Annotated in this window: 17 protein-coding genes and 1 riboswitch; of the genes, 5 read left to right on the top strand and 12 right to left on the bottom strand. The window is 72.9% G+C overall.

Annotation, left to right across the window (positions count from 1 at the left end; genetic code table 11):
- Positions 1 to 32 precede the first annotated feature (32 nt).
- Both ACIBEJ_RS00180 and ACIBEJ_RS00175 read left to right on the top strand, forming a co-directional pair.
- Positions 33 to 803 (top strand): SigB/SigF/SigG family RNA polymerase sigma factor, encoded by a 771-nt coding sequence (locus tag ACIBEJ_RS00180; RefSeq protein ID WP_397180341.1) that lies wholly within the window; start codon positions 33 to 35, stop codon positions 801 to 803.
- Between the two features lie 16 nt (positions 804 to 819).
- Positions 820 to 1251: an ATP-binding protein gene (locus ACIBEJ_RS00175; protein ID WP_397180340.1), complete on the top strand. Its 432-nt coding sequence runs from the start codon at positions 820 to 822 to the stop codon at positions 1249 to 1251.
- Positions 1252 to 1287: 36 nt separating this feature from the next.
- Here ACIBEJ_RS00175 and ACIBEJ_RS00170 read toward each other — a convergent pair whose 3' ends face one another.
- The 5 genes from ACIBEJ_RS00170 to ACIBEJ_RS00150 are packed head-to-tail and all read right to left on the bottom strand — an operon-like array spanning position 1288 to position 3982.
- A complete protein-coding gene (locus tag ACIBEJ_RS00170; protein ID WP_397180339.1) occupies positions 1288 to 1485 on the bottom strand; it encodes a hypothetical protein in 198 nt (65 codons plus the stop codon).
- Positions 1486 to 1491: 6 nt separating this feature from the next.
- Entirely contained in the window at positions 1492 to 2106 is a 615-nt protein-coding gene (locus tag ACIBEJ_RS00165) for a hypothetical protein (protein ID WP_397180338.1), read from the bottom strand.
- Complete coding sequence (locus ACIBEJ_RS00160) at positions 2099 to 2662, bottom strand: hypothetical protein (RefSeq protein WP_397180337.1); 564 nt, start codon at positions 2660 to 2662, stop codon at positions 2099 to 2101. Before ACIBEJ_RS00160 ends, ACIBEJ_RS00165 begins: the two co-directional genes overlap by 8 nt.
- Positions 2663 to 2721: 59 nt before the next feature.
- Positions 2722 to 3144: a hypothetical protein gene (locus ACIBEJ_RS00155; protein WP_397180336.1), complete on the bottom strand. Its 423-nt coding sequence runs from the start codon at positions 3142 to 3144 to the stop codon at positions 2722 to 2724.
- 31 nt (positions 3145 to 3175) lie between these two features.
- Positions 3176 to 3982 carry a helix-turn-helix transcriptional regulator gene (locus ACIBEJ_RS00150; RefSeq protein WP_397180335.1) on the bottom strand — a complete coding sequence of 269 codons (807 nt, stop codon included), beginning with the start codon at positions 3980 to 3982 and terminating at the stop codon, positions 3176 to 3178.
- An 83-nt stretch (positions 3983 to 4065) separates the two neighbouring features.
- Between ACIBEJ_RS00150 and ilvD the strand changes: the two genes are divergently transcribed.
- Complete coding sequence (gene ilvD / locus ACIBEJ_RS00145) at positions 4066 to 5913, top strand: dihydroxy-acid dehydratase (protein WP_397180334.1); 1848 nt, start codon at positions 4066 to 4068, stop codon at positions 5911 to 5913.
- A 168-nt stretch (positions 5914 to 6081) separates the two neighbouring features.
- Here the strand turns inward: ilvD and ACIBEJ_RS00140 are convergent, their stop codons facing one another.
- Genes ACIBEJ_RS00140 through ACIBEJ_RS00130 form a run of 3 tightly spaced genes read right to left on the bottom strand, consistent with a single transcriptional unit; the run spans position 6082 to position 9433 of the window.
- The gene (locus ACIBEJ_RS00140; protein WP_397180333.1) at positions 6082 to 8205 is read right to left on the bottom strand and encodes a PKD domain-containing protein; all 2124 of its coding nucleotides are present in this window, start codon (positions 8203 to 8205) and stop codon (positions 6082 to 6084) included.
- Between the two features lie 4 nt (positions 8206 to 8209).
- The gene (locus ACIBEJ_RS00135; protein WP_397180332.1) at positions 8210 to 8419 is read right to left on the bottom strand and encodes a hypothetical protein; all 210 of its coding nucleotides are present in this window, start codon (positions 8417 to 8419) and stop codon (positions 8210 to 8212) included.
- 15 nt (positions 8420 to 8434) lie between these two features.
- The gene (locus tag ACIBEJ_RS00130; protein ID WP_397180331.1) at positions 8435 to 9433 is read right to left on the bottom strand and encodes a GTPase family protein; all 999 of its coding nucleotides are present in this window, start codon (positions 9431 to 9433) and stop codon (positions 8435 to 8437) included.
- Between the two features lie 99 nt (positions 9434 to 9532).
- On the opposite strand from ACIBEJ_RS00130, the gene ACIBEJ_RS00125 reads away from it, so the two are divergent.
- On the top strand, positions 9533 to 12952 hold the full coding sequence (locus tag ACIBEJ_RS00125) for an AAA family ATPase (protein ID WP_397180330.1): 3420 nt from the start codon (positions 9533 to 9535) through the stop codon (positions 12950 to 12952).
- On the opposite strand, the gene ACIBEJ_RS00120 is transcribed toward ACIBEJ_RS00125, so the two are convergent.
- The 3 genes from ACIBEJ_RS00120 to ACIBEJ_RS00110 are packed head-to-tail and all read right to left on the bottom strand — an operon-like array spanning position 12949 to position 15763.
- Positions 12949 to 13722 carry an ABC transporter ATP-binding protein gene (locus tag ACIBEJ_RS00120; protein ID WP_397180329.1) on the bottom strand — a complete coding sequence of 258 codons (774 nt, stop codon included), beginning with the start codon at positions 13720 to 13722 and terminating at the stop codon, positions 12949 to 12951. The two genes, ACIBEJ_RS00125 and ACIBEJ_RS00120, sit on opposite strands and share 4 nt — an antisense overlap.
- Complete coding sequence (locus ACIBEJ_RS00115) at positions 13719 to 14756, bottom strand: FecCD family ABC transporter permease (protein WP_397180328.1); 1038 nt, start codon at positions 14754 to 14756, stop codon at positions 13719 to 13721. Before ACIBEJ_RS00115 ends, ACIBEJ_RS00120 begins: the two co-directional genes overlap by 4 nt.
- The gene (locus tag ACIBEJ_RS00110; protein ID WP_397180327.1) at positions 14753 to 15763 is read right to left on the bottom strand and encodes an ABC transporter substrate-binding protein; all 1011 of its coding nucleotides are present in this window, start codon (positions 15761 to 15763) and stop codon (positions 14753 to 14755) included. The genes ACIBEJ_RS00115 and ACIBEJ_RS00110 overlap by 4 nt, the downstream gene beginning before the upstream one ends.
- A 39-nt stretch (positions 15764 to 15802) precedes the next feature.
- Positions 15803 to 15932: riboswitch (cobalamin riboswitch) on the bottom strand.
- A 138-nt stretch (positions 15933 to 16070) separates the two neighbouring features.
- On the opposite strand from ACIBEJ_RS00110, the gene ACIBEJ_RS00105 reads away from it, so the two are divergent.
- Positions 16071 to 16673, top strand: coding sequence for a PepSY domain-containing protein (locus ACIBEJ_RS00105; protein ID WP_397180326.1), 603 nt, complete (start codon positions 16071 to 16073; stop codon positions 16671 to 16673).
- A 66-nt stretch (positions 16674 to 16739) separates the two neighbouring features.
- Here the strand turns inward: ACIBEJ_RS00105 and ACIBEJ_RS00100 are convergent, their stop codons facing one another.
- On the bottom strand, positions 16740 to 19478 hold the full coding sequence (locus tag ACIBEJ_RS00100) for a fumarate reductase/succinate dehydrogenase flavoprotein subunit (RefSeq protein ID WP_397180325.1): 2739 nt from the start codon (positions 19476 to 19478) through the stop codon (positions 16740 to 16742).
- Position 19479 lies beyond the last annotated feature (1 nt).

Below are 19479 nucleotides of genomic sequence, written 5' to 3'. Positions count from 1 at the left end.
GTACGGCCTTCGGCTTGGACCAAGGAGCAGCAATGGCTGTGAAGGAATACGCCCTCGAAGAGCTGACCGCAGAGCAGCTCTTGGCCGAGATGACTGATCTGGGCACCCCCGACAGTGTCAAGGAGCGGCTGCGCGAACGCATCGTCGAGATGCACCGCCCGCTCGCCATGGAGATCGCCCGGCGCTACCGCTACCGAGGCGAACCCATCGAGGACCTCCTCCAAGCCGCCTACGTCGGCCTGATGAAGGCCGTCAACGGCTTCGATCCCACGCTGGGCCACGCCTTCAGGGGCTACGCCGTCGTCACGATGACCGGCGAGGTCAAGCGGCACTTCCGCGACCGCACCTGGGCCATCAGGGTCCCGCGGGTCTACCAGGAGCGCCGCTCGGAGCTCAACCGCCTGGTCTCCGAGCTCAGCCAGGACCTCGGGCGCTCGCCCACGGTCGCCGAACTGGCGGCCAAGATGAACATCAGCGAGGAGGACGTCCTGCTCACGCTGGACGCCTCCGCCGCGTACAGCACGCTCTCGCTCGACGCGCCGCTGGGCAGCGACGACGACGCCGCGTCCCTGGGCGATGTCATCCCGGAGACGGACGACTCGCTCAGCAAGCTCGTCGACAGCGAGTCCGTCAAACCGCTGATCGACGCGCTGCCGCACCGGGAGAAGAACATCCTTCTGCTGCGCTTCTTCGGTAATCTCACACAAGCCGAGATCGCGGCCGAGTTCGGCATCTCCCAGATGCACGTCAGCCGCATCCTCAGAAAGGTCCTCGACCAGTTGCGTCAGGACCTCACCAGCTGATTGGCAGGCCACCGGGGTGAACGGAGAGACCGACCCGCGTACGAGGGCGAGCAGCCCGCCGCCCGGCGTGCCCGTGTCCGGGTTCGAGTTCACCCTGGACGGCCTGCCCGAGGTCAGGTTCTTCGCCGAGTCGCAGGCCCGTCACGCGGGCCTGCCCGACGACGAGACCGGCGACCTCGTGCTCGCCGTCAACGAGGTCGCCACCAACGCCGTCACCCACGGCTCGCCCGCCGCCCGCGTGCGCGCCTGGATCGACGGCGGCGACCTCGTCATCGAGATCCACGACAGCGGCGTCTGGACCGACGAGGACTACGGCAGGACCCGTCCCGCCCCGAACGCCACCCGCGGCATGGGCCTGTGGGTGGCGCGGCTGTTGTCGACGAACGTGCAGTTCCATCCCGAAAGGGAGGGAACCACGGTGATCCTCCGCTTCTCCGTGAAGGGGTGACCGCACCGCTGTGCGGTCCCCCCTTCACTGCGCGCCTCACCGCCTGGAGCGGCCTCGCCAGGAGCCGTAGCTGCTGCGAATGCTCGCCGTGCCGATGCCGGCCTGGTGAAGGGCCAGCAGGCACAGGCCCAGGAGCATGAACGTGGTCCCGGAGATTCCGCCCGCGATCCTGGTGTTCAGCAGGTCGAGCAGGAAGCCGAGGCCGAAAATGATCGCTGAGACGATCGCCAGCATGGGGGGTCACTTCCTCTCTGCGAACGCCATCAGGCGCTCCATGACGGACCGGTAGTCGCGCAGGGCCAGGCGGAGCTGCTCGGTGTCCTGCTGGCTCTTCCAGCTCTCGCGCATCTCGCCGGTCTTGCGGGTGACCTCCTGGAGAAGCTCCTCCAGCAGGTCGTCGGCGCGCTCCACGGCGGCCCTGGGGTCGTCCACGAAGCCCGCCTGGACGTCACGCCAGCGGTCGGCCATCTGGTCGCCGCTCATGTAAGCGCCGTCCCCGACGTCCTGGCCGCTCCCCCGCGCCGTCTCCACGGCCTCGGGGTACGGCGGCGCCGGCGGAACGCTGTCGTCGGCCGGCATCGCGTAGGGCTCACGGGTGTGAGCGGTGTGGGCGGCGTCGGGCTGCGTGTCGTAGACGGCACTCGTGGCGTAGTCGTCACGAGCCTCGTCGTTCCTGAGCTCGTCGTTCCTGGCCTCGTCGTTCCTGAGCTCGTCGTTCCTGATCTCGTCGTTCCTGGCCTCGTCGTTCCTGATCTCTTCGTTTCTGATCTCGTCGTCCCTGGTCTCGTTCTTGGTCTCGTCGTCGCGCGGGGCGGGGACCAGCAGTTCGTCCTCGCGGCGCTCGTGGTCAGCCATCTCGTCGCCCTTCCCGGGTCGTCTCCTCCAGCAGCTCCTCGAACAGCGCGCGGTAGTGCACCATCGCCTGGCGCAGCTCCTCGGTCGAGGCCTCCTTGTGGGCGGCTCGTGCACTGATCTCGTGGGCCTGCCGGTAGTGGTCGAGCGTCGCGGCGTGGGTGACCGACAGGTCGCTCAGCCGCTGCCCGAAGTCCTCCGTCGGGTAGCCGCGATCGGCCATCACCGCGGTGACCAGCTGGTCGGCCTCGGTGACGGCGAAGCCGGGCGCGTCCACGAAGCGCTCCTGCACCTCGGTCCAGCGCCTGGCGTAGGCGTCGCGGGCTTCGGGGGTGAGCGGCCGGATGTCCAGCTCGGCGTGCCGCTGCTCACGTGCGATCATGTCCTGCTCGGCTTCGCGCCGGGTGTCATGCTCGGACATGATGCGCTCATATTCGGGGCCGAACCGCGAGCGAAGCTTGCTCCGCTTCTGCTGCTGCAGTACCACGTAACCCACGGCGGCGATCGCCGCCAGGACGATCACGACAACGGCCACCCAGATCCACGTCTCGGCGGTCATCTCTCATCGCCTCCGGTCTCTCTTCGGTTGAGACCTTCGGCTGCCCTGAATGAGAGGGTTTATTCCCGCGACATCGCCTGTCTGGCGGCGGAAAGCACGGCCGCGACGTGCGAAGCCCCGGAGGCGGGCACCTCGCGGAAGCCCTGGGCCGGGTCGTAGGCCACGTCCAGATCGTTGTCCACCAGCCGTTGCGCCCAGCGCAGGGCGGTGTTGAGCCGCTCCTGCTGGGGCGGGCGGCCCTGCGCGGCGGCCGACAGGTTGCGCAGGTTCGTCGCGGGACCGGACTGGGTGTGCTCGCGCGCCACCTTCCACGGCAGGGCCGCCTTGTGGTCGAGCAGGCCCTTCACCAGCCCGGCCGAACGCTTGGCCTGCAGCACCCCGGACTCGCTGACGCCGAAGTGCCCGGCCAGCTCCGCCACGCTGAGCCCCCGCGCGACGAGCCTGGCCAGCTCGTCCCGGTCGATCGTCGGCCTGCGCCCCAACCCGCACCTCCGCTCGGCTGTGCGCCCAAGGCTATGCCGTACGGGCCGCCGCCGGGGTGTAGATCACCACATGCAGGTCGGGGTGGTCGGCGGGGGCCAGGCGGTGGTGCTCGTAGCGCAGGACGCCCGCCGTGGGGTGGTGGAAGAGCCGTTCGCGGGAGGTGAAGCCCTTGATGTGGTGGTCCTGCCAGGCGGCACGGAACTCCTCGCTGGCGGCGAGCAGGCGCTGGATCACCGGGGAGCGGGCCAGGTCGCCGAGCCGGGGTCCCGCCTCGGCGCGGAACTCGGCCAGGAAGCGGCGGCTCGTGGTCTCCCAGTCGGGCAGCAGGTCGCGGACGTAGGGGTCGGTGAACACCAGCCACAGCAGGTTGCGCTCGGAGGCGGCGACGGTGTCCACGTTCGGGTACAGGGTGGCGTAGGCGCGGTTCCAGCCGGTGATCGTCCAGTCGGGGGCGATGGCGTAGGCGGGGAAGCCGGCGAGCGCGTCGAGCAGCCGCCGCACGTGGCCGGGCGCGGCCGGCTCGGCGTCGTCCGGGTCCGCGGGCAGCGGCGCGTAGCCCGCCAGCGAGAGCACGTACGCGTGCTCGGCCGGGGTCAGGCGCAGCGTGGCGGCCAGGGCGTCCAGGACCTGGCGGGAGGGCTGGATGTCGCGGCCCTGCTCCAGCCAGGTGTACCAGGTGGCGCTGACCCCCGAGAGGGTCGCGACCTCCTCGCGGCGCAGGCCGCCCCTGCGGCGCGGCCCGGCCGGCGGCAGGCCCACCGCGGTGGGGTCCAGGCGGGCGCGGACGGCGCGCAGGAAGCTGCCCAGTTCCCCGCGCCGGTCCGCCGCAGTGCTCATCGGCCAAGGATAAGTGCTGGTAGCGGGAGTACTAGCACCACGGGCGTCTTCGCCGCGCGGCCGTACGGCGTGAGCATGGCCGCATGCCTCAGCTCAGATCCCATACGGTCACCCACGGGCGGAACATGGCCGGAGCCCGCGCCCTGATGCGCGCCTCCGGCGTCCCCGCCGCCGACATCGGCGTCAAGCCGGTCGTCGCGGTGGCCAACAGCTTCACCGAGTTCGTGCCGGGCCACACCCACCTGCAGCCGGTGGGCCGCATCGTCAGCGCGGCCGTCAACGCCGCGGGCGGCATCGCGCGCGAGTTCAACACGATCGCCGTGGACGACGGCATCGCGATGGGGCACTCCGGGATGCTGTACTCGCTGCCGTCGCGCGAGCTGATCGCCGACTCCATCGAGTACATGGTCGAGGCGCACCGCGCCGACGCGCTGGTGTGCGTGTCCAACTGCGACAAGATCACCCCTGGGATGCTGATGGCCGCGCTGCGGCTGAACATCCCCACGGTGTTCGTCTCCGGCGGTCCCATGGAGGGCGGCCGCGCGGTCCTGAGCGACGGCACGGTTCGCACCGGCCTGACCCTGGTCAACCCCATCGCCGAGGCCGCCGACCCGGACCTGCCGGATGAGGATCTCGCCAGGATCGAGGAGGCGGCCTGCCCGACCTGCGGGTCGTGCGCGGGGATGTTCACCGCCAACTCCATGAACTGCCTGCTGGAGGCGCTCGGCCTGGCCCTGCCGGGCAACGGCTCGACGCTGGCCACGCACACCGCGCGCCGCGGGCTGTACGAGCGGGCCGGCCGTACCGTGGTGGAGCTGGCCGCCCGCTACTACGACAAGGACGACGCCGGCGTGCTGCCCCGCGCGATCGCCTCCCGCGCCGCCTTCGACAACGCCATGGCGCTCGACCTGGCCATGGGCGGCTCCACGAACACCGTGCTGCACCTGCTGGCCGCCGCCCACGAGGCGGAGCTCGACTACACGCTGGCCGACATCGAGGCCAGGACCGGCGGCGTGCCGTACCTGTGCAAGATCGCGCCCAACGGCACGCACCTGATGGAGGACCTGCACCGCGCGGGGGGCGTGCCGGCCGTTCTGGGCGAGCTGCACCGCGCCGGGCTCCTGCACCCCGGCGTGCGCGCGGTGCACGCCGACTCGCTGGAGGCGTGGCTGGCCGACTGGGACCTGCGCGGCGCCGACCCCTCGCCCGAGGCGGTCGAGCTGTTCCACGCCGCGCCCGGCGGCGCCCGCTCGGCCGCCGCGTTCTCCCAGTCGGCGCGCTGGGAGTCCCTCGACCTGGACGCCGCGGGCGGCTGCGTTCGCGACGTCGCCCACGCCTACTCGCCGGAGGCGGGGCTCGCGGTGCTGCGCGGCAACCTGGCCCCCGACGGCGCGGTGGTGAAGTCCGCGGGCGTCCCCGCGGGCCTGCACGTCTTCACCGGCCGGGCGGTGGTCACCGAGTCGCAGGAGGAGGCGGTCGAGGCGGTCCTGTCCGGCCGCCTGTCGCCGGGCGAGGTGCTGGTCATCCGGTACGAGGGTCCGCGTGGTGGGCCGGGTATGCAGGAGATGCTGTATCCGACCGCCTATCTCAAGGGCCGGGGGCTCGCGCAGGTGTGCGCGGTGGTCACCGACGGGCGTTTCTCCGGCGCCAGTTCCGGGCTGTCGATCGGCCACGCCTCGCCGGAGGCCGCGGCCGGGGGCACACTCGCTCTGGTCGAGGACGGCGACCCGATCAGCGTCGACATCTCCGCGGGCGTCCTCCGGCTGGACGTGCCCGAGCGGGAGCTCGCCGCGCGCCGCGAGCGCCTGGAGCGGGGCGGCGGCTACCGGCCCCGCCACCGCGACCGGCCCGTGTCCACCGCCCTGCGCGCCTACGCCTCCCTCGCCCTGTCCGCCGACAGGGGCGCCGTCCGCGAGATCGCAGACCACTGACCCCAGGCCCGGCGTTTCCGAAGTTGCCGAGGTGTACCGCCGGCCCCAGGCCCGGCGTTTCCGACGTAGCCGAGGTGTACCGCTGACCCCAGGCCGGGCAGCCCCCGGCTTATCCGAGGTTGCCGGGGGCTGCCCGGCCCGGCCGGTCCGCGGGGGCGGCGGGCCGGGTCAGGGGCGGCAGGGGTCGGGTACCTGGCGCAGGCTGATGTCGTCCCAGGTGACGTCGGCGGTGTAGCTGTCGCCGCTGCCGTAAGGGAGCACGCGGACCCGGCTGCGGAGCAGAGTCGTGGAGCCCGGCGCGCGCCAGAAGACCACGTACGAGCGCGCGGTCCACTCCGTGACGGTCAGCGCGACGCTCGCCGCCGGCCGGCTACGCGTCCACGTGCAGGTCAGGCGGCCCGCCGCGGGACCGTCGCCGGAGCCGAAGTGGCCGACGGAGACGATCGCGCCCGCGCCGCCCCTGGCGGTGACGGTGGCGGTGTGGCCGTCGAACCACGCCGAGCCCGCCGTCGCGCCCCAGCCTGCCCTGGTCTGGGCTACCTGCGGGCGTTCGCGGAGCTTGGCGGCGGCGAGCGCGGCGTCCACGACGCCCTTGGCCGAGGTCAGGATGCCCGGGTCGCGCAGCGCGCAGCCGTGGTGGCCGTCGGCGAGACTGGAGCAGGTGGCGATCCGGTTGCCGTCGGCCAGCGGCGACACGGCCCACCACGGCGGCGCGACCAGGTCGTTGAGGTTGGTCGCGCTGAACAACTGCAGGGGCACCGCCCTAGACGACTGCCCGCCCGCGCCGAACGAGCGTCCCGCCCGCCAGTCGTAGGAGACGGGGCTGCGGAAGGCGGCCAGGTCCCAGCGCGAGCACACCTGGGAGAACGTCCAGTCCGGCCCGGGGGCGGCGACCTTGTTGTAGGGGACGGAGACGCCGCAGTAGTTGAGGATGTCCTCGGACCAGAAGCTGGTCCGGTCCTCCGGCCAGAAACCGTGGAGCGGGGAGTCGACGGTCACCACGGGGGTGCCGGTGCCGGAGGTGTCGGCGGCCCAGCGGGTGGCGACGGTGCCGCCCTCGCTGAAGCCCACCAGCACCACGTTGGCGCCGGGGTGCTTGAGGGTGATCTCCCGGATCTGGCGGCCAAGGTGGGCGGAGGTGGTGGCCAGCGCGGGCCAGGTGTCGGCGCCGCCGTAGGTGAGGGGGGCGGCCTGGCCGTTCGGGCCGCGGTAGGAGTACGGGGACCAGTGCAGCCTGGCCCGGTCGGTGGTGTTGCAGCGCTTGGTGACGCTGTTCACCTCGGCCAGGTCGGTGCAGCCGAGCCGGTGGAGCAGGTCGCGGAAGGCTTCGGTGACCAGCTTGTAGGCGCTCTCCTTCGGGGTGACGCCGAGGGCCTCGATGCCGCGTAACAGGACGACGACGGTGTCGGCGGGCACGGCCACGTCCTTGGTGACGGTGTCGGGGCCGCCCTGGCTCGGGACGACGGTGAGCGTGGCCCGCCGTTCGGCGCTGTCGGGGTAGGTGTGGCGCGTCACGGGGGTGGTGCTCTCCTCGTCGTACGCGCCGTCGTCGTCGAAGTCCCAGCGGTAGCGTGCCGTGGCCCCCTCGGGCACGGTACTGGCCGAGGCGTCGAACCTGATGCCGGTGCCCGAGTCCTCCGGGGTGGTGGTGAAGTCGGCGTGTGCCTGGCCTCCGGGGTCGATCCGGATGGGGCCGGCCGCGTAGCTGTCGCCCGCGCCGGTCGAGTTGTCCCTGTCCAGGACGACGACCAGGCTCTCGCTGCCCTGTCCGTCGCCGAGCACGACCGTGCTGCCGTCGGGGAAGAGCCTGCTCCAGGGCAGGGCGAGCGTGAAGGAGGTCGAGCCGGAGCCGGAGGCGTCGGTGGTCAGTCCGGCGCCGGGGACCCGCAGGGCGTTGTCGGGGTAGCAGCCCGGCGCCTCCTCCCACGCCTCCACGGTGAAGGCGCGCGAGGGGTAGAGGGTGTCGCGGACCTCGACGTCGACCTTGATGGTGGCGCCGTCGCGGGTGAGGGTGACGGTCCCGGCCTCCTCCTGGTGCGGACGCCCGTCACAGCCGATGCCGCCGACCCGGTGGAGCGGCATGGAGGCCAGGGGGACGGGACCGTTCGGTGCCGGGGAGCCGGTCGGCGAGGCGGTGGGGCCGGGAGAGACGGTCGGCGCGGGCGAGACCGTCGGGGCGAGCGTGGGCGCGACGGTGGGGGTGGGTGAGACGGTCGGTTGGGGGGAGACGGTGGTCAGCCAGCTCAGCATTACCACCGCCGCCGACAGGACGCGGGAGCGCCGTCTGCGCATCGGGTCACCACCGCCCCAGGATGCGCTCGATGATGTCGAAGGTGACGTCCACGATGATGCCGAGGATCTTCTTGACGGCCTTGCGGACCAGGCGGGCGATGTCGTCCTCGTCCTTGCGCTTGATGGCCTTGTCGAGCTGGCGGCGGTATTCGGAGTCCTGCCTGCTGCGCTGGTTGACCGCGTACAGGATGTCGTCGTCGCTGATCGTCGCCATGGGGCGGCGCTCCTCTCAGAGCTTCGGGGGGAGGGTCGGGTCGGACAGGTCGAGCAGCTTGCGCGCACCGTCCCAGATGAGGAAGTTGCCGAGGCCGCGCATGGTGTCGACGGGCACCTCGGCCAGCCGTTCGGCCTCGCCCAGCAGGCGGCGGAAGCGGGCGGTGGCGCCGGGGCCGAGCTTGTTGACGACGGCGACCAGCAACTGGGCCAGGTTGAAGCGGAACAGCGCCGAGCAGGCCAGCACGCGGTGGTTGTCGCGCAGCCGGGCGAACGCCTCGGCCTCGGCGGGGAAGCGGCGCTGGTAGTCCTGGCACACCTGGGCGCTGACGTAGCCGCGGTAGTGGATGGTGTGCTCGTCGAAGCCGAGCCGGTCGTCGCGCAGGGCGAAGCCGCCGGGGTTGTAGGTGGAGGAGACGAGCGCGTGCGCCCAGGGCCGGACGAACACCTCCTCGAAGTGGAGAGCCTTGGCGGCGAGCCTGTCGGCCAGGCGGGCGCCGGGGGCGAAGACGCCGCTGTCGCGCTGGAGGGCGAAGATCCACGACGGCGGCGTGAGGATGTCCACCTTGGTCATCACGAACGTGAGCTTGTTGACCAGGGCCGCCCCTTCCTCCCCGCCCAGCAGGCGGCGCAGGCACGACGCCTCGTAGGTGGTGGAGCGGTTGTCGGAATGGAGGGCCCAGATGACCACGTCACACCCGAGGAGTTTCTCCTTATACATCGCCATATAATCGACGTCCGCGCCGACCGATTCCCCTATTCCCGGCATATCCCAGAAAGTAAGTGAATGACCTGATTTTCCGGAAAGGTGGATGGGTTCCGGTTCTCGGGTGACCGGGCGGACGTCACCGGTCGGGAGGTCGGCGCCGAACAGGACGTTGAGCAGCGAGGATTTCCCCGCCCCCGTCTGCCCCATAATGACCACAGAAAGCGGCTTAGCCGCCTCTTTTTCGTATTTATGCAGAACATCCGCTTTTATGCGCTCTAGCTGCTCAGCCGAGAAATGAGATGACATCAACGCCTCCCGCAACAGGTAGAAACTTCATCGATCGCCGTGTTTACTACTGTGCGGGCCGCTCATTGCAATGATCTTGCATTGATGGGTGGAGACGCTGTGACGTTTGAGATTCGGGTGCTCGGCCGGACGGAAGTGATCGTGGACGGGCGCCCGCAGCAAGTGCCGGGCAAGACCGCGAGACTCCTCACGCTGCTCATCGCCGCGGGAAGATCCGTCTCGCGCGACATCCTCACCGACGCCCTGTGGGAGGAGGGCAAGGCGCCGCTGAGCGAGGGCATCGCGCCGCTGGTGTCCCGGTTCCGTCCGACGCTGGCGCGGGGCGGGCTCAGCATCGGCTCCAAGCGGGGCTCCAACGAGTACGTGCTGGACGGCGACCTGTCGCAGGTCGTCGACGCCCACCGCTTCGAGCGCGCGGTCAAGGAAGGGCTGCGCGGGCTCGGGGCGGGGGAGGACGCGCGGGCGCTGGCCGCACTGGCGAAGGCGGCCGGGGAGTGGCGCGGCCGGCCGTACGCGTCGTGGACGGAAGGCCGGCCCGAAGCCTGCGCCCGCCACGCGCGCAGGCTGGAGGGACTGCGGCTGGACCTCGTGCGCAACCTCGCCCAGACCGCGCTGCGCCTGGCCCGCTACGACGAGGTCGCCGCGCTGCTGGCAGGCCCCGTCGGCGAGGGACACGACGGCCTGGGCGCGGTCTGGCTGCTGCGCTTCATGCGCACGCTGCGCGACGAGGGCGCGGCGGCGGCCGAGGTGTTCCTGGAGGAGCGGCGCCCGCGCGACGCCGCCGTCGACCGGGCGTTCTCGCTGCTGCTGCTGCACGAGCACGGCGTGGACGTGCACCGCCCGCCGGACGGCACGCGGACCGAGACCCGGGCTCCGGAGGTTCCCGGCGAGCTGGTCGGCAGGCAGGAGCACCTGGCCGCCCTGCTCGCGCTGCGCAAGAGCCTGCCGGGGCTGCTGGCCGTGCGGGGCGTGCCGGGCGCGGGCAAGAGCAGGCTGCTGTCGGAGCTGACCGCGCACGCCGCCGCCAGCCGTCCGCGCACGGTGGTGGTGAGCTGCCAGGACAGCGGCGAGCTGCAGCCGTGGCGCTCACTGGCCGGCATGCTGTACGCGCGCCTCCAGCGCGACCTGGGCACGGGCGACAACCCGCTGGCCCGCGCCGACCACCGCACGCTGGTCGACTTCGTCTCGGCCATGCCGGGCTCCCCCGCGCCCGCGGTCCTGGAGGACTTCCGCCAGCGGCTGCTGTCGCTGCTGTCCGGCCTGCTGCGCTGGGCGGCCAGGGGCGGCGGGCTGGTCGTCGCCTTCGACAACGCCGAACTGCTCAGCCGCGCCGCCTGCGACCTGCTCGTCGAGGTGCGCCGCGGGCTCGGCGAGGCGGCCGTGGGCTTCGTACTGGCCGGGCGGCCCGAGGGCCCGTGGCGGGAGGCCCCCGCCGCGCCGGTGAACCTGGGCCCGCTGGGCCCGCTCGACGTGGCCGCCTGGCTGGCGGCGGTGTGGGGGCGCGAGCCGGCCGAGCGGGAGGTCGCCGAGGCGTTCCGTCTCACCGGCGGGCTGCCGCAGCGCCTGTGCGAGGTACGCGACGCCGGCGGCGAGCTGTCGGTGCTGCCCGGCCTGGGCCGGCGGCCGGGCCCGCTGCTGCCGTGGCTGGCGGCGGCGGCGATCACCTGTGGCGGCGGGGAGATCGACACCGCGCTGGTCGCCGCCGTGCTCGGTCTGGAGCCCGCCGCGGCCGACCGGCAGCAGGCCGAGGCCGTCGCACTGCGCGCGGTCGAGGCGCACAGCGGCGTGCGCTTCCGCTACGAGCTGTGGCGCGAGGAGGTCCTGGCCGCCCTGGAGGAGGACCCGGCGCTGGCCAGGCGGCTGCACCGGCGGGCGTTCGAGGTGCTCGGTGAGCACCTGCGCACGGCCGAGCGGGTGACCGCCGACCTGCCGGTGCGCATGGCCGTGCACGCCCGTTCCGCCCGGCCGGACGTGCCGGACGAGCAGGTGGCCACCGCCTGCCTGACCGCCGCGCGCGCCGAGCTCACCGCCTTCGGCGTCGGCTCCGCGCGTTCCTGGGCCGAGTACGGCCTGCGCCTGCCCAGCGGACCGGTGACCAGGTTCGGCCTGCTCATGACGCTGGGCGACGCCCGCAACGCCCAGGGCGACATGCACACGGCGGGCGTGCACTACCGCGAGGCCCACGACGCGGCGGCGGAGCTGCCCCGGCTGCGCGCGACCGCCGCCGTCCAGCTCGCCCGGCGCTGGTCGGATCCCGGGCAGGTGGACGAGCAACTGCTGCGCCTGCTGCGGGACGCCCTGGCGGCGCTGGCCGACGACGACGAGGAGGAGGCCGCCGACCTGCGTTCCCAGCTCAGCGCCCATCTGGCGAAGAAGGCGACGATGGCGGTCGGTCAGGGTCCGGTCTCCGAAGGCGGGGTGGACGGGCCGGAGCTGGCCCGCCGTACGCTGGCCGGGCTGCGTCCCGGCTGCCCGCCCGAGGTGCGCTGCGAGGTGCTCAACGAGTGCCGGTGGGGCCTGTACGACTTCGCACCGCCGGCCGAGCTGCTGGGCATCTCCAAGGCCCTGCACGACGCGGGCCTGCGCGCGGGCTCGGCCTACTTCCACAGTGAGGCCCTGGTGGCGCTGGCCATCGACCAGATGCGGCTCGGCAAGGTGCAGGCCGCCGCCGCCCTGGTGGACAGGCACGGCAGGCAGATCGCCGACCATCCGCGGGTGCTGGGGGAATGGCTGCAGACGACCCTCGACACGCTGCTCGACCTGTGGCGCGGACGCTACGACGAGGCGGCGGCCCGGTTGTTCGGCGAGGCGGAGCGCTCGGTCAAGGAACTGGAGGAGGCCAGGGTGCTGCCCGCGGGCACGCTCCGCCAGACCTGGGACGGCCAGGTCTACTGGCTGCTGCGCGAGCGCGGCGAGCTTGAGGTCCTGCTCCGCTCCGACCTGGCCGGACGGGTGGAGCAGCACGGCTACTTCCCGATCTGGCGGGCCGCGCTGGTGCTGGCCCATGCCGAGACCGGCCGCTCGGACGAGGCCATGGACGGCCTCACGCAACTGGCCGACGACACCCGGGGGTTCGCGGCGTTCCCGCCGCACGGCTGGCGGGTGCCGACGCTGAGCCTGCTGGCCGAGACGTGCGGGAACCTGCACGAGGCGGGCGTGGGCGGCGGCGAGCTGACCGCGCTGGCCGCGCGGGTGTCGGAGCTGTTCACACCGCACGAGCGGGAGGTCGCGCTGGCCGGGTGGCCGACGGTGCTCATGGGCCCGGCGGCCCGGTTCGGCGCGGTGGCGGCGATGGTCGCCGGACAGCACGACCTGGCCCTGAGCCGGCTGCGGACGGCGCAGGAGTTCACCGACGGCGTGCAGCCGCAGCTCGCCAGGCTCCGCTACGACCGGGCCAGGGCGCTGGTCCTGGACGGCCGCCCGCGCGAGGCGGCGCCCCTGGTGGACCAGGTGCTGCGCAGCGCGCTCGCCGCCGGCATGACCTCGCTGGCGTCCCGGGCGCGGGCCCTGCTCACCTAGTCGCCGGCCACGCTGACCTGCGGCACTCCGGTGCGCGGGTGTGGGCGTACCTCGGCCGAGACCCGGTAGACCTCGGCCAGCAGGTCCTCGGTGAGCACCTCGGCGGGCGGGCCGTCGGCGACGAGCCGCCCGCCGTCCATCACGCAGATGCGCGCGCAGAAGGCGGCGGCGAGGTTGAGGTCGTGCAGCGCGACGACGGCGGTCACGCCCAGCCGCCGCACCAGCCGCAGGGCGTCGAGCTGGTGGCGCAGGTCGAGGTGGTTGGTGGGCTCGTCGAGGATCATCGTGCCCGGCTGCTGGGCGAGCGCGCGGGCGATCAGGACGCGCTGCTTCTCCCCTCCCGACAGCCGGTCGAAGGGGGCCTCGGCCAGGTCGGCGACGTCCAGCTCCGCCAGCGCCCGCCGCACGACGCCGCGGTCGTTCTCGTCGTCGCCCTCGAAGGGCCGCTTGTACGGCGTGCGCGCCATCGCCACCACGTCGCGCACGGTCAGCTCGAAGGAGCCCGGCGCCTCCTGCAGGACGGCGGCCAGCGTGCGCGCCAGCCGCCTGCCCGGCATGCGCCAGACGTCCTCGCCGTCCAGGAGCACCCGCCCCGAGGTGGGCCGCGTGGCCCGGTAGAAGGTGCGCAGCAGCGTGGACTTGCCCGCGCCGTTCGGCCCCACGAGCGCGACGACCTCGCCCGGCGCGGCGGCCAGTGTGACCTCGCTGACCAGGGCCCGCCCGCCGACGACGACGCTCACGCCCTCGGCGCGCAGCTCACCCGGCTTCATCGCGCCGCCTTTCTCCGCATGAGCCACAGGAAGAACGGCCCGCCGGTCACCGCGGTCAGGATGCCGATCGGGATCTCCTCGGGGGCGATGAGGCTGCGGGCGGCGAGGTCGGCGGCGATCAGGAAGGCCGCGCCCATGAGCGCCACGGCCGGCAGCGCCCGCCGATGGTCGGCGCCGACCAGCAGCCTGACCACGTGCGGCAGCATCAGCCCGACGAACCCGATCGAGCCGCTGACCGCGACGATCGCCCCGATCATCAGCGCCACCAGCACGAACATCGCGCCGCGGAAGCGGTGCACGTCGAGTCCGAGCGAGGCGGCGGCCTCCTCCCCCGCCAGCAGCAGGTTCAGCGGACGGCTGACGCCCAGCAGCACCACAGTGCCGGCCAGCACCGCGCCGGCGGGGACCCAGAGCAGGTCCCAGGTGGTGCCGGCCAGGCCGCCCAGCATCCAGCGCAGCGCCGAGTCGGCCTTGTGCGGGTCGTCGGAGGTGACGATGAGGAAGCTGGCCACGGCCGACAGCACCTCCGCCGTGGCCACTCCGGCCAGCACGAGCCTGACCGTGGTCATCCGGCCGCCGGCCCTGGCCAGGCCGTACACGAGGAAGAGCGCGAGCAGGGCGCCGGCGAAGGCGGCCAGGGGCAGGGTCAGCGCGCCGAAGAACAACAGGTTGAGCACCATCACGGCGACGGCGCCGACGGTGCCGCCGGAGGAGACGCCGAGCAGCATCGGGTCGGCCAGCGGGTTGCGCACCAGCGCCTGCAGCGCCATGCCGCACACCGACAGCCCGGCGCCGACGACCGCGCAGAGCAGCACGCGCGGCAGCCGTACGTCCATGACGATCGTCTCGCGAACGGCCGGCCAGGTGGCCTCGCCCAGCGGTAACCGGAGCCGGTGCAGCACGATCGACCAGACCTCGCCGAACGGCAGGGCGACCGACCCGGCCGCGACGCCCGCCGTCGCGGCCAGCAGCAGCGCGGCGGCGAGCACGAGCAGGACCAGCGGGTACGGCGCCCGCCGCACCGCCCCCGTCACCCGAACCGGTCCGGATGGATCTGCCTGGCCAGCGCCTCGACTCCCGCGGGCACCCGGACCCCGAGCACCGCCGACGACAGCGGCAGCACGGCGAAGCGCCGCTTCTTGATCGCGGGCACGTCCTTGAGCGCCGGGCTGGACAGCAGGAAGCTCTTCTTGGCCTCGACGGTGGTGTCGCCGTAGTCGTAGATGACGATGATCTCGGGCGCGCGCTCGGCGACCTGCTCGAAGGAGACGTTGCCCCACGCCTTGGGCAGGTCGGCGAAGAGGTTGGTCCCGCCGGCCAGCTTGATCATCTCGTTGCCGATGCCGGCGCCGCCGGCGGTGAAGGCGGTCTTGTCGCCGGAGTCGTAGACGAACACCTTGGCGGGGGTCACCTCGCCGAGCCGCTTCTTGACCTCGTCCAGGACCGTGCGCATGGCGCTGACCTGCCGTTCGGCTCGGCCGGGGACGCCGAAGACGCGGCCGATCGCGCGGATCTCCTCCTCGGCCTGGGCCGCGGTCACCGGGCCCTTCGGGCACTCCTCGGAGTTGACGTGGGTGTCGATCCCGGACTTGGCCAGCACGTCCCTGCCCCGGCCCTCCTTGGCGTCGAAGGCGCTCTCGAAGCCGCCGTAGACGAAGTCGGGCTCGGCCGCGAGCAGCGCCTCGAAGGAGGGGTACTCCTTGGCCAGCACCGCGATCCGGTCATACGCGGCCTTGTACTCGGGCAAGATCGCGTCATCAAGGTAAGCCGTGCCGACCATCGACCTCTCCAGCCCGAGCGCGAGCATGATCTCGGTGGCGTGCTGGTTGAGCGCGACGGCCCGGCGCGGCGGGCGTTCGTAGGTGGTGCTGACGCCGCAGCTCACGACCGTGACGGGGAATCCGGCGGGGGCTCGGTCCGCCTCCTGTGCGGCGGGTTTCCGGGTGCTCGCGCAGCCGGCCAGCAGGGCCGAGGCGACGATCAGGGGTACGAGCGCGCGCGGGCTCGCGGGGAAGGGCATGCCGTCCACCGTTCCTCTCATGGGGAGATCCGCCCCAAGGTCGTGAGGTGGCGACCGCGTGAGTCTCCTGGCTCTCGGGTCAACGCTCGCCCCGGCCTTCCCGCCCTCGGGAGAGGGCAGTGGCGTCATCGGGGTCCGCTCGCCGATCACAGTGGCGGGACCGCGCCGGATTCACACCGGCTTCCTCGTTCCGCCGTCGCCTATTTCGGGATCTATCGTGGCATATCCGGAGCGCTGGCGGCCCTGCGGATCGCGTTCATGATCTACTGACCTGCGGGAATGCCTAGGAGATATCCCGGGCAGCGTGCACGTCATGGGGGAAAATTCAATGAAGCACGCTATCCGCGCGGCCGCGGCCGCCGCCGCGCTGTTCACGATCACGGCCTGTGGTTCCGGGGGCACCCAGAACACGGCGGGGCTCGCCGTCCAGAGCCCTGCCACGCCGCCGGCCGATCCCAGTGACATGGGCTCGCCGAGCGCCTCGGCCAGTCCGGGCGCCGACGGCGTCAAGAAGGCGGGCGAGGCCGCGCTGGCCGCGGTGGAGGGCACCGTCACCGGCCTGGACTCCGACGACGGCGTCTGGAAGGTGACCGTCGTCGGCGCGGACGGCGCCGAGAGCAAGGTCCGGGTCGACGCGATGACGTGGAAGGTCGTCGGCACCCCGTCGGCCGAGGCGGACGACGACGCGGAGAAGGCCAAGCACAAGGCGAGGGCGGAGGCGGCCAAGATCAGCTACTCCGACGCCGCGGAGAAGGTCGCGGGCGAGTACCCGGACGCCACGATCGAGGAACTGTCCCTGGACCGCGACAACGGCACGGTCGTGTGGGAGGCCGACGTCACCACCGCCGACGGCGCCAAGGCGAAGGTCAAGGTCAACGCCGATGACGGCAGCGTGGTCTCGCCGTCGGCCTCACCGGAGTCGACCGGCTGACACCTACGGGCGGATGAGGAGGCGGCGCTACCCGGCCGGTGCCCGTCGCGCGCAGGCGACGCGGCGCTACCTCGCCAGCGCACGTCGCGCGTAGGCGCGCACGTCGGCGTCCGGGTCGTCCAGCGCCGTCTCCAATGCCGTGCCCGCCTCCGGCGTGCCCGCCCAGCGGGTCAGCGCCAGCACGGCCGCCTTGCGCACGTCGAGGTTGCCGTCCGACAGCGCCGCCACGAGCGGGGGCAGCGCGTCGGCGGGGTCGGCGGCGGCGAGCGCACGGGCCGCGCCCACCCGCACCTCCCACCGCTCATCACCCATCGCCGGTACGGCTGCCGCCGCCAACACGGCTGCCTCCGTCAGCACGCCACCAGCACTGCCCGACGCCTCCGCTGCGGCCCCCGGCCGCTCCGCGGCGGTTGCCCGCGCATCCAGGTTCGCGGTGAGGCCCCACGCCTCCAGGGCGGCGGCTCTGACCAGGGGGTCGGGGTCGGTGGCCAGTGTTCGCAGGGCGGGGGCGGGCTTGCCGATGAGGCCGAGGCCCTTGGCCACCCAGACCCTTACCTCGCGTGACGGGTCCTGCGCGGACGCGGCCAACAGAGCGGGCTCGTCCAGCGAGATCAGGCCGCGGACCGCCTCGATGCGCACCCGGTGGTCGGCGTCGCCGGTGGCGGCGGCGAAGACGGTCCGGTCGCCGAGGCGCAGCGCCCGCAGCAGGTCCAGGGCGGTGGCGCGGACGAACGGGTCGCCACTGGCCAGCGCCGGCTCCAGGGCGAGGGGCGGGCGGAGCACCTCGGCGAGTTCGCGCAGGCCGGTGGCGGCGGCCCGCCGTACCGTGCCGTGGTCGTCGGCGAGCGCGGCGGCCAGGGCGGGGCCCGTGCCGTCGGGAACGGTCTCGGTGAGGGTGGCGATCGCGGCCCTGCGCACCTTCGGGTCGGGGTCGGCCAGGTAGGGGGCGAGTCGCGCGGTGGTGGGCTGGTCCTCGGCCAGGCGGTGGAGTTCGAGGATGCGCGGGGAGCGGCGGCCGACGCCGGTGGGTGCGGTGGTCGTGGGGGCGGCCTGCCGTACCGGGGCGGAGGAGTGCGCGGCCAGGACGGCGGGGGCGGCGGCGGTCGGCGCGAACTCCTCGACCGGCACCAGATAGGGCTCGACCGGGCGCTTGAGGAACTCCATGGCGCCGTCGGCGCGCCTGCGCAGGTTCAGGTGGAACAGCCACGCGCCGTCGTCGCGGGCGGGCAGGTCGGCGCGGTCGTGGTAGAGGCCCCAGCGGCTCTCGGTGCGGGTGAGCGAGGCGCGGGCGGCCATCTCCGCGCAGTCGCGGATGAAGTCCACCTCGGCGCAGCGCATCAGCTCGTGCGGGGTGCGGGCGCCCATCGCGGCGATCTCCGCGCGCATGCGCTCGAACGCCTCCAGCGCCAGGTCCAGCTTGGCCGCGGTCTTGGGCGGGGCGACGTAGTCGTTGACGAAGCGGCGCAGCTTGTACTCGACCTGCTGCTGCGGGGGACCGTCCGGGTTGCGCAGGGGGCGGTAGACCAGTTCGTGGGCGGCGGCCACCTGGCCCTCCGGCAGGACCGCGGGCGCGGGCACGGCCTCGGCGGCGGCGTGGGCTCCGGCCAGGTCGCCGAAGACGAAGGCGCCGATCATGTAGTTGTGGGGGACGCAGGCCAGGTCGCCCGCCGCGTACAGGCCGGGGACGGTGGTACGGCCGTGCTCGTCCACCCAGACACCCGAGGCGGAGTGCCCGCCGCACAACCCGATCTCCGAGATGTGCATCTCCACGTCGTGGGTGCGGTAGTCGTGCCCGCGCCCGGCGTGGAAGGTGCCCCTGGTGGGCCGCTCGGTCGAGTGCAGGATCGACTCCACCGCGCTGATAGTCTCCTCCGGCAGGTGGGTCAGCTTGAGGTAGATGGGCCCGCGGGCGGAGGCGATCTCGGCGGCGACCTCCGCCATCATCTGGCCGGACCAGTAGTCGGAGTCGACGAAACGCTCTCCCCTGTTGTTGACCTGGTAGCCGCCGAACGGGTTGGCCACGTACGCGCACGCGGGCCCGTTGTAGTCCTTGATCAGCGGGTTGATCTGGAAGCACTCGATGCCGCTGAGCTCGGCCCCCGCGTGGTAGGCCATGGCGTAGCCGTCGCCGGCGTTGGTCGGGTTCTCGTAGGTGCCGTACAGGTAGCCGGAGGCCGGCAGGCCGAGCCTGCCGCAGGCGCCGGTGGCCAGGATCACCGCGCCGGCCCGGACCGTGACGAAGGCGCCCGAACGGGTGTCGAAGCCCGCGACGCCCACCGCCCGGCCGCCCTCGACCAGGACCCTGACGGGCATGACGCGGTTCTCCACGCGGACCCTGTCGCGCAGGTCGCGCCGGCGCAGCACCCGGTAGAGGACCTTCTTGACGTCCTTGCCCTCCGGCATCGGCAGCACGTAGCTGCCCGAGCGGTGCACGCGCCGCACGGCGTACTCGCCGTACTCGTCCTTCTCGAACTTCACGCCGTAGCTCTCCAGGCGGCGGACCATCTCGTGGCCGCGCGTGGCCGTCTGGTAGATCGTCTTCTGGTTGACGACGCCGTCGTTGGCCCTGGTGATCTCGGCGACGTAGTCCTCGGGGGTGGCCTTGCCGGGGATGACCGCGTTGTTGACGCCGTCCATGCCCATGGCCAGGGCGCCGCTGTGCCGTACGTGGGCCTTCTCCAGGAGCAGGACGCGGGCGCCGCGCTCGGCCGCGGTGATCGCGGCCATCGTGCCCGCGGTGCCGCCGCCGACGACGAGCACCTCGCACTCCAGCTCCAGGCGGTCGCCGGGCTCGGGAATCTCCATC

The organism is Nonomuraea sp. NPDC050790, assembly GCF_044456745.1.
GTDB lineage: Bacteria > Actinomycetota > Actinomycetes > Streptosporangiales > Streptosporangiaceae > Nonomuraea.
This window is presented reverse-complemented; position numbering and strand designations above follow the sequence as displayed.

Bases quoted from the DNA above. Each gene is read 5' to 3' on its own strand.
- ACIBEJ_RS00110 (WP_397180327.1), bottom strand. From the start codon at position 15,763: ATGAGAGGAACGGTGGACGGCATGCCCTTCCCCGCGAGCCCGCGCGCG.
- ACIBEJ_RS00170 (WP_397180339.1), bottom strand. From the start codon at position 1,485: ATGCTGGCGATCGTCTCAGCGATCATTTTCGGCCTCGGCTTCCTGCTC.
- ACIBEJ_RS00160 (WP_397180337.1), bottom strand. From the start codon at position 2,662: ATGACCGCCGAGACGTGGATCTGGGTGGCCGTTGTCGTGATCGTCCTG.
- ACIBEJ_RS00105 (WP_397180326.1), top strand. From the start codon at position 16,071: ATGAAGCACGCTATCCGCGCGGCCGCGGCCGCCGCCGCGCTGTTCACG.
- ACIBEJ_RS00130 (WP_397180331.1), bottom strand. From the start codon at position 9,433: ATGTCATCTCATTTCTCGGCTGAGCAGCTAGAGCGCATAAAAGCGGAT.
- ACIBEJ_RS00120 (WP_397180329.1), bottom strand. From the start codon at position 13,722: ATGAAGCCGGGTGAGCTGCGCGCCGAGGGCGTGAGCGTCGTCGTCGGC.
- ACIBEJ_RS00165 (WP_397180338.1), bottom strand. From the start codon at position 2,106: ATGGCTGACCACGAGCGCCGCGAGGACGAACTGCTGGTCCCCGCCCCG.
- ilvD (WP_397180334.1), top strand. From the start codon at position 4,066: ATGCCTCAGCTCAGATCCCATACGGTCACCCACGGGCGGAACATGGCC.
- ACIBEJ_RS00150 (WP_397180335.1), bottom strand. From the start codon at position 3,982: ATGAGCACTGCGGCGGACCGGCGCGGGGAACTGGGCAGCTTCCTGCGC.
- ACIBEJ_RS00135 (WP_397180332.1), bottom strand. From the start codon at position 8,419: ATGGCGACGATCAGCGACGACGACATCCTGTACGCGGTCAACCAGCGC.
- ACIBEJ_RS00100 (WP_397180325.1), bottom strand. From the start codon at position 19,478: ATGGAGATTCCCGAGCCCGGCGACCGCCTGGAGCTGGAGTGCGAGGTG.
- ACIBEJ_RS00140 (WP_397180333.1), bottom strand. From the start codon at position 8,205: ATGCGCAGACGGCGCTCCCGCGTCCTGTCGGCGGCGGTGGTAATGCTG.
- ACIBEJ_RS00180 (WP_397180341.1), top strand. From the start codon at position 33: ATGGCTGTGAAGGAATACGCCCTCGAAGAGCTGACCGCAGAGCAGCTC.